The organism is Micromonospora sp. WMMD754, from assembly GCF_049315235.1.
Taxonomy (GTDB): domain Bacteria; phylum Actinomycetota; class Actinomycetes; order Mycobacteriales; family Micromonosporaceae; genus Micromonospora; species Micromonospora sediminicola.
In genome coordinates this window covers 347,810-360,756 of the sequence record NZ_CP186058.1, presented here as the reverse complement: position 1 = coordinate 360,756, position 12,947 = coordinate 347,810, and the positions used below count along the sequence as shown (strand labels likewise).

Sequence of the window (12,947 nt, the reverse complement as noted above, 5' to 3'; positions counted from 1 at the left end):
CGCCGTGGCGGTGCGCGCGGTGGTGATCGAGGCCGACGGCGGCTCCCGGGGCAACCCGGGGCCGGCCGGCTACGGCGCGGTGGTCCGGGACCCGGCGACCGGCGAGGTGCTGGCCGAGCGGTCCGAGTCGATCGGCACGGCGACGAACAACGTGGCCGAGTACCGGGGCCTGATCGCCGGGCTGGAGGCCGCCGCCGAGCTGGGCGCGGTCGAGGTCGAGGCGCGGATGGACTCCAAGCTCGTGGTCGAGCAGATGTGCGGCCGCTGGCAGATCAAGCACCCCGGGCTGCGCCCGCTCGCGGCCCAGGCCGCCGGGCTGGTCGGCCGGTTCGCAGCCGTACGCTTCGTCTGGGTGCCCCGCGAGCGCAACCGGCACGCGGACGCCCTGGCCAACGCGGCGATGGACGCGGCGGCCGCCGGCGCTCCGGCGGGGTCCGCGGCCACCCCGCCGCCCGCGGCGACGGTGGCCCGGGCCACCGGCACCGACCCGGCCACCACGCCCGCCTCGTGGGAGCCCCGCCCGACCGAGGAGGGCACCCGGCTGATCCTGGTGCGGCACGGGGAGACCGAGCGCACCGTGCAGAAGCGCTACTCCGGCCGGGGCGACGTGCCGCTGACCGAGCGCGGCCGGGCGCAGGCCCGGGCCACCGCCGCCCGGGTGGCCGAGCTGGCGCCGTCGGTCGCGGCCGTGGTCAGCTCGCCGCTGTCCCGGTGCGTGGCCACCGCCGAGGCGGTCGCCGCGCGGGTCGGCGAACCACCGGTACGCACCGATGACGACCTGATCGAGTGCGACTTCGGGATCTGGGAGGGACGCACGTTCGCCGAGGTGCGCCAGGGCTGGCCGGGCGAACTGGACGCCTGGCTCGCCTCGACCCGGGTCGCTCCGCCGCAGGGTGAGTCGTTCGCCGAGGTCGCAGAGCGGACCGGGCGCGCGGTGGACCGGCTGCGGTCGGCGTACCCGGGGGAGACCGTGGTGGTCGTCTCCCACGTCTCGCCGATCAAGCTGGTGCTGCGCGACGCCCTCGCCGCCGGCGACGCGTTCCTGCACCGGCTCTACCTGGACACGGCGGGCGTCTCGGTCCTGGACCTCTACCCGGACGGCGGCGTCGCCGTCCGCCTCGTCAACGACACCGCGCACCTGCGGAACCTCTGAGCCCCGGGCGGCCGTTCGGCGCACGCCGGCGGCCGCTCGGCGCATCGGCGTCGGTCTGTCGAACGTGACCGCGCTCACAGGGTCGTAGCCTCCGGCCGTCACATGGCCCGCTACGACTGCCCGGAGGGTGTCACATGGCCACACCGGAACCGGAGGCGCTGGACACGGCGCGATCCAGGGCGAAGGACAAGAGTCCCTGGAACTGGTTGCTCTTCATCCCGATCGTGGTGCCGCTGATCCCGGCCTTCTTCAACGCGGACTCGCCCCGGCTGTTCGGGTTCCCGCGCTTCTACTGGCTGCAACTGGCCTGGATCCTGCTGGGCGTCGGCACCACCACGCTGGTCTACCAGATGACCAAGAAGAAGCGGGGTGACCGCTGATGTGGCGCGACCACCTCACCGAGATCATCGTCTTCTCGCTGCTGTTCCTCCTGGTCAGCGCCATGGGTTTCGTGGCGGCCCGGTGGCGGCGACCGCAGGACATGGCCCACCTCGACGAGTGGGGTCTGGGCGGGCGCAGCTTCGGCGGCTGGATCACCTGGTTCCTGGTCGGCGGTGACCTCTACACCGCGTACACGTTCGTGGCGGTGCCGGCGCTGATCTTCGGGGCGGGCGCGGCCGGCTTCTTCGCCGTGCCGTACACGATCGTGATCTATCCGCTGGTGTTCCTGGTGCTCTGCCGGCTCTGGTCGGTCTCGCACCGGCACGGCTTCGTCACCCCGGCCGACTTCGTGCGCAACCGGTTCGGCTCGCCGATCCTGGCGCTGCTGGTGGCGATCACCGGCATCGTCGCCACCATGCCGTACATCGCGCTGCAACTGGTCGGCATCGAGGCGGTGCTCAAGACCATGGGCGTCACCGGCGACAGCGCGCTGGCCCGGCACCTGCCGATCATCATCGCGTTCGCCATCCTGGCCGCCTACACCTACCAGTCCGGGCTGCGCGCGCCGGCGCTGATCGCCTTCGTCAAGGACTCGCTGATCTACGTGGTGATCCTGGTGGCGGTCGTCTACCTGCCCTACAAGCTGGGCGGCTGGGGCAGCATCTTCGACGCCGCGGACGCGAAGTTCGCCGCCTCACCGAATCCGAACGACGGCATCCTGCTCAACGCCAACAACCAGCTCCAGTACGTGACGCTGGCGTTCGGCTCGGCGCTGGCGCTCTTCCTCTACCCGCACAGCATCACCGGCGTGCTGGCCAGCCGGAACCGGGATGTGATCAAGCGGAACATGTCCGCGCTGCCGGCCTACAGCCTGCTGCTCGGGCTGATCGCGCTGCTCGGCTACATGGCCATCGCGGCGAACGTGAAGCCGTTGCCGGGCGCGAAGGAGGGCAGCGTCGACGGCAACACGGTGGTGCCGCTGCTGTTCGACCAGCAGTTCCCGGACTGGTTCGCCGGCGTGGCGTACGCGGCCATCGGCATCGGCGCGCTGGTGCCGGCGGCGATCATGTCGATCGCGGCGGCCAACCTGTTCACCCGCAACATCTACAAGGAGTACCTGAAGCGGGACGCGACGCCGGCCCAGGAGGCCAACGTCTCGAAGATCACCTCGCTGGTGGTGAAGGTCGGCGCGGTGGCCTGCATCGTCTTCCTCGACCCGCAGTTCTCCATCGACCTCCAGCTCATCGGCGGCGTGATCATCCTGCAGACGCTGCCGGCGGTGGCGCTGGGCCTCTACACCCGCTGGTTCCACCGGGGCGCGCTGATCGCCGGCTGGGTGGCCGGCATGGGCCTGGGCATGTGGATGCTCTACCAGATCGGCAACCCGGCGACCGGGAAGAAGCACTTCGCCGGTTCGGCGTTCCCGCTCTCCGAGTTCGGCTTCGACACCAAGAAGACGATCTACGTGGGGATCGTCGCGGTGCTGGTGAACCTGGTGGTGGCCGCGCTGGGCACGCTGGTGCTGCGGGCCGCGAAGGTGGCCGACGGGCCGGACGGCACCACGCCGGACGACTACTTCGCCGACGAGGGGGACCCGCGGGTCACCACCTCCGCCGACAGCGCCGACGCCGCGCGCGAGCCGGTCGCATGAAAGGAGGGGCCCCCTCTTAACGCATTCGGTAGAGGAGGGGGCCCCTCTTAACAACCGCCTCAGCGGCGGCGGTTGCGCGCGTCGAGCGCCTCGTTGAGGCGGTGCAGCAGCTCCGCCAGGGTGTCCCGGTCCGCCTCGGACCAGGAGGCCAGCATCTCGCCGTAGAGCCGGGTGCGGGCGGCCCGCACGGCCGCCATCCGCTGCAGCCCGGCCGCCGTCGCGGAGATCACCGTGCCCCGCCCGTCGGCCGGGTCGGGGGTACGCGCGATCAGGCCGTCGCGCTGGAGCGCGGAGACCTGCCGGGTGACCGTGGACCCGTCCAGGTTGAGCCGGGCGGCCAGCGCCGAGACGTTCTGCGGCCCGGCCTGGTCGAGGTGGCGCAGGATCACGTACGCGGCGCGGTCGAGCAGCCGGTGCTCCATGGTGCCGGTGCCCCGCCGGGTGGCCTCGCCCAGTCGCATCAGCAGCGCGACCTCGGTTTCGATCCGGCCGAGTGTGACCTCTTTCGCGTGGGCGTCGTCGCTCATAGCTGTATGATACAAGAAAATTACCTGTACGATACAGCTATCTGGGGAGGTTGCGGAGTGGATCGCCGATCCGAGCCCAACCGCAGTGCCATCTACGCCACCACGCTCGTGGCGTTCCTCGCCATCGCCGGCATCGCCGTGGTGGACCCGATCCTGCCCGCCATCGGCGAGGCGATCGGCGTCACCGCCTGGCAGGTCGAGCTGCTCTTCACCGCGTACATCGCGGTCATGGCCGTCGGCATGATCCCGGCCACTCTGGCCAGCGGAAAGTTCGGCTTCAAACCGGTGCTGATCACCGGCGTCTCGGTGGTCGGCCTGGCCGCCATTCTCGCCTCGTTCAGCAACGACATCGTCCAGCTCTCCGTGCTGCGCGGCGTCTGGGGCCTGGGCAACGCGATGTTCTTCGCCACCGCCATGGTGGTGCTGGTCAACCTCGCCAACGACCGGGAGTGGGTGGTCGGCCTCTTCGAGACCGCGCTCGGCCTCGGCTTCGCCGTCGGCCCGCTCATCGGCGGCCTGCTCGGCGAGGTGAGCTGGCGGCTGCCGTTCTTCGTCTGCGGCGTGTTCATGGTGCTCGCGCTCGGCGTCGCCGCCCGCAAGCTCCGCGAACCCACAACCAAGCAGGCTCCGGTACGCGTGGGCCAGATCTTCGCCACCTACCGCCGGCCGGCGTTCATCACGCTCTGCGTGGTCACCGCCGCGTACAACTTCGTCTTCTTCGTGGTGCTCGGCTACACACCGCTGTTCCTGCGCCTCGACGTCATCCCGCTGGGCCTGGCGTTCACCGGCTGGGGCCTCGGCCTCGCCGCCGGCATCCTGCTGATCGGGCACCGGCTGGCCCACCGCATCGGCGCGGTGCAGACCGTCGGCGTGGCCATCGTCGGCCTGCTGGCCTGCATGGTGCTGTTCGCCACCTCCACCGGCACCGCCATGTCGCTCGTCGTCCTGGTCGTCGCCGGCCTGTTCATGGGCCTGGCCAACGCCAACCTCACCGACCTGGCGCTCGGCCTCGGCTCCGCCGACCGCCGCATCGCCACCGGCGCGTTCAACCTGGTCCGCTGGGGCGCCGCGGCGCCCGCCCCGATCATCTCCGGCAAGCTGGCCGAGCACGGCCTGGCGCTGCCGTTCTGGGTCGGCTTCGGGGTGCTCGCCGTCGGCGTGCTCGTCTACCTCGGCTTCGGCCACCTGATGGCCGCCGGCTACGGCGAGCGGGTGGTGTGGAACCGGGCCGCCCGCACCGCCGAGCACGCCCCGGAGGAGCCGGTGGGGGAGGCGTACTGACCGATCGTCAGGTCAGCGCGCGCCACAGCAGGTAGAGGCCGATGGTCGTGCCGAACAGCACGATGACCGTCTTCAGCACCACCGCCGGAAGCCGGCGGGCCAGCCGGGCGCCCGCGTACCCCCCGACCAGGGTGGCCGGCGCGACCACCGCGACGGCCACCCAGTTCACCGGGCCGAACAGGGCGAACACCACCAGCGTGGTCAGCCCCACCACGGCCGAGAGCAGGTTCTTCACCGCCGTCACCCGGGCCAGCGTGGCGTCCAGCACCAGGGCCAACCCGGCCACCAGCATCACCCCGAGCGCCGCGCCGAAGTAGCCGCCGTACACACTGCCGACCGCGACCATGACCTGCACGGTGACCGTACGGCGGCGCGGGCTCAGCTGCGCCGGATGGCCCACCAGCCGGCGCAGCGGGTCCTGGAACGCCAGCACCGCCGTCGCGCCCAGCACCAGGAACGGCACCACCAGCTCGAACGCGCGGGCCGGGGTGGCCAGCAGCAGTACGCAACCGACCACGGTGCCCACCGCCGCGGTCGGCAGCAGCGACCACAGGGCCCGCCCGCGCGGCAGGTCCGCCCGGCTGCCCGCCACGCTGGCCAGGTAGCCCGGGAAGACGGACACGGAGTTGGTGACGTTGGCCGGTACCGGCGGCAGGCCGCTCGCGATCAGCGCCGGGAACGTGATCAGCGAGCCGCCGCCGGCGACCGCGTTCACCGTGCCCGCGGCGAGGCCAGCGGCGAGCAGCAGCGCGGCGTCCGAGAGATCCATGATCCCCAGAGGCTAGTACGCCCGGGACCGGGTCGCCTGCCTGGTTCGGGCTCGGGTTGCGCCAGGTCCCGGCCGGGTCCCGCGGCTGGGTCCCCGGCCCCGCGCTGTCGCCACCTCGGCGAACTCGCGGTCCGCCGTCGCGCCCGGGTCGGAAATGCGCGTGACGGGTGCGTCGTTAGGATGAGAGCGCGACGGACGAGTCGACCGGGCGGTCGCGTCGACGGGCTCCGGCCCGTCGCCGAGGAACGTCCGGACTCCACAGGGCAGGGTGGTTGCTAACGGCAACCCGGGGTGACCCGCGGGACAGTGCCACAGAAAACAGACCGCCGGCCCGTCACGGGACGGTAAGGGTGAAACGGTGGGGTAAGAGCCCACCAGCACCCCGGGTGACCGGGGTGGCTCGGTAAACCCCACCCGGAGCAAGGCCAAGAAAGGGCCGTCACCGCAAGATGACGACCCGCGCAGACGCTTGAGGGCTGCCCGTCCGATGTCTGCGGGTAGGCCGCTGGAGCCTGCCGGCGACGGCAGGCCTAGATGGATGGCCGCCGCCGGCGCGTCCTCGGACGCGCCGGGCACAGAATCCGGCGTACAGGTCGACTCGTCCGTCGCCCACTAGCTCAGAGACCTGATCAAGGCTCTGAGCTGGTTCTATGTCCGGGCGTCTATGGTCGTCGTTGGTCAACTTTGGCCGGCGTTTGACGCCCTGACGACGCCCTGACGCCCTGGAGACGCCCTGAGCGCCGGCTCAGTTGACCTCTTCCCGAGTGGGGTTGGCTGTGCCGCTGTGGGCCGTCTGAGGGGCCGGCGCTCGATCGTTCGGGAGCGGGGCCGGCGGCTGTGGGGGAGGGTCGGGCACGTCCTGGCGGTGGAGCTGGTGCCGCGACCCGGTGACCCGGTGGCAAGCCAGTCCCGGGGTTGGACTGGCGCGGCAGACGGAAGCCCCAACCAGCCCACCAGAGCGGCCCCGCCGGCTTCCGTCACGGCCGCGCTGGGTTGCCTCCTGGCCTCTATGGGGCGGTGTCCCGGCGGCTGTCGGTGGCTCACCGCCCCGGCGCCGTAGGCGGCCGGGGCGGCTCGCCGCCGGCCGGGCTTGCCGCCCCGCACCGCGCGGAGCGCGGTGCCTTGATCTACTACAGAACGATTCAGCAGCCACCGCATCTTGACACTGTCCTGACGCTGCGCCTTGACAGCCTCTGCAAGATTGAGCAGGGCCGATCATGCGTAGGAGCCGTTCCGTGTTGTGGATTCTGAGTGGACTTTACCTGAGTCTCGTTGCTCCATACATCGCGATTCGATTGTCGTTTTACTTTATGATGAGAATTCGGGTGTCGGTGCCCGCAAAGTTGTCTCCCCGGCTTCCGCTTCTTGTATCAAAGCCTTACCGGCTAAATCCAATTCGGCCTGCGGTCCGAACCATTATCAGGTACCTTCTGGAAAGGATTAGCGGGCATGGCAGGGGGCGTCTGGCGACTGAGCATCTTAAGAGATTTTTAGTTCGGAAGTTGGTCTCCTGGCGAGAGGCCAACCTGGGCCCCCCTGCGGCTGCGGTCTGGGTCAACCTCGGACGTTTCCTGTGGCTCGGTCTAATCGGCGCATTCTTCGCAGTCGTTGCCTTCGGCGTCCCTTATGCAATTGGCTTTGGGTTTGTGCGGATGGCTGCTGGGTCGGATCAGCAAGGCTATGTTCAGAACGTGGCAGCTAGTCTAATCGCGACGACGGCAACTACGGCAGCAATATTCGGGTTCTCGGTCGTCGCTTCCGGCGCTAGCAAAATTGCCACATCTCCGCACTCGCGAGAGCTGAGAAGAATTTCTAAGTCTGGTGGGAGAATTAGCAGCCAGTCGTTCTTGGAATCTTCGATTGCAATCTATTCTTACTATTTGCTTGGGTTGGCGCCGTTCTTTTTCACCTATCTATTTTCTACGTCATTCTTAAGTGTCATTTCAACTCAGAGTGAAGGCCTGGAGAAAATCAACGCAGATATCTTTGGCGGCCTTCCTCCCGTGGCTTCTTGGTGTGTCGTTGGGTCTGGCATTGCTGCCTACTTCCTCGTTGTTTTGGCTAAGGTTCGAACGGTCAGGCGGCAGATGGAGCCCACGCGGGCCTTGATAGCGTTGCTTGGCGAGACCTCTCGAACGAGTGAGGGCAAGGGATCGTACGGCGAGTACTCGCCCATACCTGATCCGTTGGGGGACTGGCGCTATGGCTTGGCTGCGCTCGCTCAGCAAATGCACTCCTCCGCGATTGCGGTTGCCCCCGAATTGCGTCAGCTGGCAGCGCCGCATCCGCTGTCGCGCGTACTGGACGGGCTGAGTGCATCCATTCGTCGGATTTTGGTCAAACCTGTGCCGCCTGATTCCAGTCGCTTAGTGGACATGCGCGCGACCTTGGAGCTTGTAGTCAGTTGCCTCGCCGAACCGAGAGATCCAGGGCTTTTGAACGCGGCAGGCGTGGCGGTTGATGAACTTGCGCGAGGGTCTGATGAGGAAGACCTGCTCGCCTCAAGAAGCACGGGTTGGTCGATAAATCGACTTGTTGCCGTTTTGGACTTAGTTGACGGGCCTACCAAGGCAGTGAATGCGGTCGCCGCAATGGGCGCTGTGGCTTTGGCCTTCTATGCCGCCGTTAATGGTGGAGACTTCTCAGGCTTGATCAAATTGATCGTTAAGTAGTGCGCTGTCTGGCCCCCTTGTGGCGCCCTTCGGGCTGCGGAGCTACGCGCTTGGAAGATAGAACCACGCCTGCTGAAAATACGAACAGCTCCCGCCGTGCGACGGCGTTGCCGCACTTGTCCAACTCGTATCCTTCTATCCATCTCCAGCCGTCGTAGGTGTGAATATCTGTGCGTATTCTTATGAGACGTACAAGGATTGGCTTCACAAATTGAGGGCCCGCTGTGCGGGTTAGGCTGAGCACATCACCGGCCTTCATTTGATCTTTTCCTATCCCGCCACGCGCGTAGCGTCTCACCGGCCGCGACCAGGCGGGGGCACCCGTCGTCGGCGCACTTCGAACAGGCGGAGCGGTGGTGGAAATCGACGACGTAGCCGGCCATCAGGACCCTGAACGGAGGCTCCGGCTGCTGCTGTGGGACCAGCATGATTCACCTCTGGTTGCGGCGCTTGAGGGCCCTCGACGAGCGCCAGGCACCGGTCTTCGGCATTGCGGGTGGCTCCGGCGGTTTGACGGCAGCGCGGCCAATCCATCGCTGTGACCCGAAGTTGCGCGTGGACGAGACCGGCTCGCCGGCTACGTAGTCGACCGGATGATCAGGGCGCTGGAACCACTTGGACCTAGTCATGCATCAAGGGTAAGCGACTAGGGCATGCATGAACTAGGCATCCATCAACTTGGTACGTGCCTAGTCGGCGGATGCCTAGCGTCAGCGTCATGGGTAAGAAGCTGCGGTTGGTCGGTTCGGGCGAGATCCGAACCATGCTCGGCGGCGTCTCCCGACAGCGCGTCTACCAGATCACCAACCGGCGCGACTTCCCCGAGCCCGTGGCCACGCTCCAGATGGGCAACGTCTGGCTCGCCGAGGACGTTGAAGCGTGGATCGCCGCCAAGCGTGGGGACCTGGACTAGGGCGCGTTTCATAATGCCGTCAGAGCCACTCGTTGATGATGGCGATGGTCAGGACGGCCTGGAAGCGGACGGCCAACTTGTCGTATCGGGTAGCGACGCCGCGCTGGCGTTTGAGGCGGTTGATGCCGCACTCGACGGCGTGGCGTTGGCGGTAGACGGCCGGGTCGAACCCGGGCGGGCGGCCGCCCTTTGATCCTCGGGCTTTGCGGTGGGCGTCCTGGTCGGTTTTGCTCGGGATGCAGGCTTTGATGCCGCGGGAGCGTAGGTGGCCCCGGTTACCTTTCGAGGTGTAGGCCATGTCGGCCAGGACCAGGTCCGGGCGGGTGCGGGGATGCCCACCGCCGATCCGGGCGATGCGGATCTTGCGCAGGACGGGGATGAACTGTGGGCTGTCCCCGCGTTGGCCTGCAGTCAGGGTCAGGGCCAGGACTTTCTGGCCTTGCTCGCAGGCGAGGTGGGTCTTGGTGGTCAGCCCGCCGCGGGAGCGGCCCAAGGCGTGATCGGCGGGTTCGTCGTGCACGCCGCCGGGTGGTTCTTTCTGCAGGTCCCCGTCGCGGCGGGCGCCAGCGGCGTGCTGATGGGCGCGGCTGGTCGTCGAGTCGATGCTGACGTCCCAGTCGATGCGACCGGCCGCGTCCGCCACGGCCTGCAACTCGGCCAGGATCCTGTCCCAGGTTCCGTCACGTTGCCAGCGGCGGAACAGGCCGTAGATGGTGGGCCAGGGCGCGTACTCGGCCGGGACGTCCCGCCATGGCGATCCGATCCGAATCCGCCAACGGATCCCGTCGATGAGCTGCCGTCTTGTCCATTTCGGCGGACGTCCCCTGGTCGAGCGCGCAGGCAGCAGCGGGGCGAGAGCCGCCCATTGAGCGTCGGTCAGGTCGTGCCGCCTCGTCACCGCTAGGGTGGCCACGAGGTCTCCGGTGCATGGTGCTTCTTGGTCGTTGTACCAAGTACCGGAGACCTCTTCAGTTATCGATCACCGCCACGCCGTGACCTCGCCCCGGCGCACCCGACTTATGAAACGCGCCCTAAGCCCGTCTTGCACCGGTCCCTAGGTTGTTGGACCGTCGCACATCACCCGGCAGAGCTGTGTCGCACATCAGCTGTCGGATCACAGCGATCGGCTCGACCAGGCACTCTGTCCCGTCACGGGACGGGCTTGACAGTCGCGGCCCACCTGATGCTTGACCACCGCTATCGGGGGCGTGGCAGCGTCCGTCGCCCACCAGCTCAGAGCCGGGCGGTGGCGCTTCGCGCTTTGTGTCCTCCGTCGCTGCGCCACTTCTACGCCTCGGCGCTCCTCGACGCGGGGGAGAAGAGCATCAAGGTCCTCGCCTCGTACCTCCGTGTCGCGGTGCGGGTCTACGCGCAGTTCGCGGCGATACCGTGCTCCAGACGCCGCGTCGGTGCGCTGTTCCCGGTGGGTGTGCACGTCGCGGCTCACCGCTCTTCGCTGTCGGCGGGTCCCGGGTAGCGGGCGCCGTTGAAGGTGACCCGCAGCGTGTAGACGGAGCGACCGGCGGTGATGTACAGCTGGTTGCGTTTCGGTCCACCGAAGGTGAGATTGGCGACCGGTTCGGGCAGGAGCAACTTCCCGATGAGGGTGCCGTCGGGGTCGAAGCAGTGCACGCCGTCCCACGCCGCGGCCCACAGCCGGCCGTCGTCGTCGACGCGCAGGCCGTCGAAGCGCCCGTTGTCACACTCGGCGAAGATCTCGCCACCGCTGAGAGCCCCATCGGCGGTTACGTCGAAGACACGGATGTGGCTGGGTTCCTGCCGGGTGTCGGCGATGAACAGCTGCTGCTCGTCCGCTGAGAAGGCCAGGCCGTTGGGGCGGCAGAAGTCGTCGGCGACGACGCGCAGGTCCCCGGTGGCGGGGTCGAGCCGGAACACGTAGCACGAGCCACCGAACTCGGGCTCGGCCCTGTTTCCCTCGTAGTCGCTGTAGATGCCGTAGATCGGGTCGGTGAACCAGATCGTGCCGTCGGCCCGCACCACGACGTCATTGGGGCTGTTGAGCTGCTTGCCGTCGTAGCGGTCTGCCAGCACGGTGACCGTGCCGTCGTGCTCGGTGCGGGTCACCCGCCGGTTCCCCTGCTCGCAGGTGATCAGCCGGCCCTGCCGGTCGATGGTGTTGCCATTGGCGTAGCCCGAGGGCTGGCGGAACACGCCGACCTCGCCGGTGGTCTCGTCCCAGCGCAGCAGCCGATCGTTGGGGATGTCGCTCCACACCAGATAGCGGCCGGCCGCGAAGTATGCCGGGCCCTCTGTCTTGCGGGCGCCACCATGCAGGACCTCGATGACGAAGTCACCGTCGAGGTACCGGAACTTCTCATCGAGCAGCCGGAATTCAGCAGGGACACTGTCAGACATGCGATCTCCATTCCGAACGAAGTTCTGACCAAGAGCCTGGTTGCCGAACGTGGTATGGTCAAGCGGTACGTGTTCCAAATCATGATAGGCGCCTGATGATTGACGGTATTGATCGCGCCCTGTTGGCCCGGTTGCAGCGCGACGCGACCCAGTCCTATGCGGCCTTGGGTGAGGCGGTTGGCCTGTCCGCCGGATCGGCGCACGAACGCGTACGCAAGCTGCGCGAGCGAGGCGTGATCCGGCGCACCACCGTGGACGTCGACCCTGCCGTCGTCGGCCGTGGCGTGCTCGCCTTCGTGATGCTCGGCGCCGATGCGTGGATGGGCGACGCGGCGACTCGTCACGCGCTCGCGGCCATACCCGAGATTCAGGAGGCGCACATCATCGCCGGCTCGGCGAGCGCACTGGTGAAGATCCGCACCGCCACTACCGAGGATCTGCAAGCCGTACTGAGGCGCATCTTCGCGATCGACGGGGTTACCAGCACTCAGACCATCGTCGTACTGGAGTCGTTCTTCGAACGTCCGGTAAACGTCCACGACCAGGGCCCCGACCGCCAGGAGTAGTCGCAGCGCCCTGGCCGAGCGGCACCCCGCTCATTCGACGATCGGACGCGCGCACATCGCCGCCTCGGCCAGGTCTGCGCGGGCGGAGGTCTGCTCGCGCGCGTGCCGCCGTCGGCCTGGGCCCCGGACGCCCAACGTCATCCGCGCGGGCCGCGCGCCTGACGACCTTCTGGATCTTGCCCGGACCACCTACGGGTTCAGGCCTCGGAGATGACCTTGCTCCGGCTGATCGTCACGGACGGCGCGGCGAGCGGGTTCGAGTTGGACGTCTGACAACACGGCCGACGACGGGACGGCCGTCTCCGCCGGGTGTGCCGCGCCGCTGGGCGACCACGAGCTGGTCAGAGGTCCCGGCCTTCGGGGGCGTGGTCGCCCGTTCCCCTCCATCGGCCGGTGTGCCGCTCGACGACCGCCCGTACCTGGCGACGGAGGTCCGGGTGCTCGCTGCCGCTCATCCCCTCGGCCGCGAGCACCTCGTCGGTGAAGCCGTCCACGCCAGCCGGAGGCGACTCGCGGAGTCGGCGCCTCTCCTCCGGTGGCAGGCAGAAGCCCAGCTTGACGCAGAGTTCGTCGAGGAGCCGGCGCACGTCGGACTCCCGGTCGTCACGGTGGCCCATGGGAGACAGCATGACGACCCCGGCGCGTCACCCCTCCCTAG

12 protein-coding genes and 1 other RNA gene are annotated in these 12,947 nt (G+C 68.3%); 8 read left to right on the top strand and 5 right to left on the bottom strand.

From position 1 onward, the window contains the following. The first annotated feature begins 4 nt into the window (after positions 1–4). The 3 genes from ACN27B_RS01610 to mctP all read left to right on the top strand — a co-directional run bounded on the left by ACN27B_RS01610 (position 5) and on the right by mctP (position 3,185). Entirely contained in the window at positions 5–1,153 is a 1,149-nt protein-coding gene (locus ACN27B_RS01610; RefSeq protein WP_099164167.1) for a bifunctional RNase H/acid phosphatase, read from the top strand. Between the two features lie 134 nt (positions 1,154–1,287). Continuing rightward, positions 1,288–1,533: a DUF3311 domain-containing protein gene (locus ACN27B_RS01605; RefSeq protein ID WP_091572757.1), complete on the top strand. Its 246-nt coding sequence runs from the start codon at positions 1,288–1,290 to the stop codon at positions 1,531–1,533. Next, positions 1,533–3,185, top strand: coding sequence for a monocarboxylate uptake permease MctP (mctP, locus tag ACN27B_RS01600; protein ID WP_099164168.1), 1,653 nt, complete (start codon positions 1,533–1,535; stop codon positions 3,183–3,185). Before ACN27B_RS01605 ends, mctP begins: the two co-directional genes overlap by 1 nt. 59 nt (positions 3,186–3,244) lie before the next feature. On the opposite strand, the gene ACN27B_RS01595 is transcribed toward mctP, so the two are convergent. Next, positions 3,245–3,712 (bottom strand): MarR family winged helix-turn-helix transcriptional regulator, encoded by a 468-nt coding sequence (locus ACN27B_RS01595; RefSeq protein ID WP_091572765.1) that lies wholly within the window; start codon positions 3,710–3,712, stop codon positions 3,245–3,247. 57 nt (positions 3,713–3,769) lie between these two features. Here ACN27B_RS01595 and ACN27B_RS01590 point away from each other — a divergent pair, with 57 nt between their 5' ends. Beyond that, positions 3,770–4,993: an MFS transporter gene (locus ACN27B_RS01590; RefSeq protein ID WP_422743163.1), complete on the top strand. Its 1,224-nt coding sequence runs from the start codon at positions 3,770–3,772 to the stop codon at positions 4,991–4,993. Between the two features lie 7 nt (positions 4,994–5,000). Here the strand turns inward: ACN27B_RS01590 and ACN27B_RS01585 are convergent, their stop codons facing one another. After that, the gene (locus ACN27B_RS01585) at positions 5,001–5,762 is read right to left on the bottom strand and encodes a sulfite exporter TauE/SafE family protein (RefSeq protein ID WP_099164170.1); all 762 of its coding nucleotides are present in this window, start codon (positions 5,760–5,762) and stop codon (positions 5,001–5,003) included. Positions 5,763–5,958: 196 nt separating this feature from the next. Here ACN27B_RS01585 and rnpB point away from each other — a divergent pair. The 3 genes from rnpB (at position 5,959) to ACN27B_RS01570 (ending at position 9,347) form a co-directional block, all read left to right on the top strand. Next, an RNA gene (gene rnpB / locus ACN27B_RS01580) (RNase P RNA component class A) lies at positions 5,959–6,367 on the top strand. Between the two features lie 897 nt (positions 6,368–7,264). Continuing rightward, positions 7,265–8,434: a hypothetical protein gene (locus ACN27B_RS01575; RefSeq protein ID WP_422743161.1), complete on the top strand. Its 1,170-nt coding sequence runs from the start codon at positions 7,265–7,267 to the stop codon at positions 8,432–8,434. A 718-nt stretch (positions 8,435–9,152) separates the two neighbouring features. After that, the gene (locus ACN27B_RS01570; protein WP_028189453.1) at positions 9,153–9,347 is read left to right on the top strand and encodes a helix-turn-helix transcriptional regulator; all 195 of its coding nucleotides are present in this window, start codon (positions 9,153–9,155) and stop codon (positions 9,345–9,347) included. Between the two features lie 19 nt (positions 9,348–9,366). Here the strand turns inward: ACN27B_RS01570 and ACN27B_RS01565 are convergent, their stop codons facing one another. Beyond that, complete coding sequence (locus ACN27B_RS01565; protein WP_422743159.1) at positions 9,367–10,260, bottom strand: IS5 family transposase; 894 nt, start codon at positions 10,258–10,260, stop codon at positions 9,367–9,369. A 530-nt stretch (positions 10,261–10,790) separates the two neighbouring features. Then, positions 10,791–11,723, bottom strand: coding sequence for an SMP-30/gluconolactonase/LRE family protein (locus ACN27B_RS01560; protein ID WP_422746153.1), 933 nt, complete (start codon positions 11,721–11,723; stop codon positions 10,791–10,793). A gap of 95 nt (positions 11,724–11,818) precedes the next feature. On the opposite strand from ACN27B_RS01560, the gene ACN27B_RS01555 reads away from it, so the two are divergent. Continuing rightward, on the top strand, positions 11,819–12,289 hold the full coding sequence (locus ACN27B_RS01555) for an Lrp/AsnC family transcriptional regulator (RefSeq protein ID WP_422743157.1): 471 nt from the start codon (positions 11,819–11,821) through the stop codon (positions 12,287–12,289). 341 nt (positions 12,290–12,630) lie between these two features. Here ACN27B_RS01555 and ACN27B_RS01550 read toward each other — a convergent pair whose 3' ends face one another. Next, positions 12,631–12,906, bottom strand: a complete 276-nt coding sequence (locus ACN27B_RS01550; RefSeq protein ID WP_422743155.1) for a hypothetical protein — start codon at positions 12,904–12,906, stop codon at positions 12,631–12,633. Positions 12,907–12,947: the final 41 nt, after the last annotated feature.

Excerpts from the sequence above, each read along its gene's own strand:
- ACN27B_RS01595 (WP_091572765.1), bottom strand. The coding sequence starts at position 3,712 with ATGAGCGACGACGCCCACGCGAAAGAGGTCACACTCGGCCGGATCGAA.
- ACN27B_RS01605 (WP_091572757.1), top strand. The coding sequence starts at position 1,288 with ATGGCCACACCGGAACCGGAGGCGCTGGACACGGCGCGATCCAGGGCG.
- ACN27B_RS01550 (WP_422743155.1), bottom strand. The coding sequence starts at position 12,906 with ATGGGCCACCGTGACGACCGGGAGTCCGACGTGCGCCGGCTCCTCGAC.
- ACN27B_RS01585 (WP_099164170.1), bottom strand. The coding sequence starts at position 5,762 with ATGGATCTCTCGGACGCCGCGCTGCTGCTCGCCGCTGGCCTCGCCGCG.
- ACN27B_RS01560 (WP_422746153.1), bottom strand. The coding sequence starts at position 11,723 with ATGTCTGACAGTGTCCCTGCTGAATTCCGGCTGCTCGATGAGAAGTTC.
- mctP (WP_099164168.1), top strand. The coding sequence starts at position 1,533 with ATGTGGCGCGACCACCTCACCGAGATCATCGTCTTCTCGCTGCTGTTC.
- ACN27B_RS01570 (WP_028189453.1), top strand. The coding sequence starts at position 9,153 with ATGGGTAAGAAGCTGCGGTTGGTCGGTTCGGGCGAGATCCGAACCATG.
- ACN27B_RS01555 (WP_422743157.1), top strand. The coding sequence starts at position 11,819 with ATGATTGACGGTATTGATCGCGCCCTGTTGGCCCGGTTGCAGCGCGAC.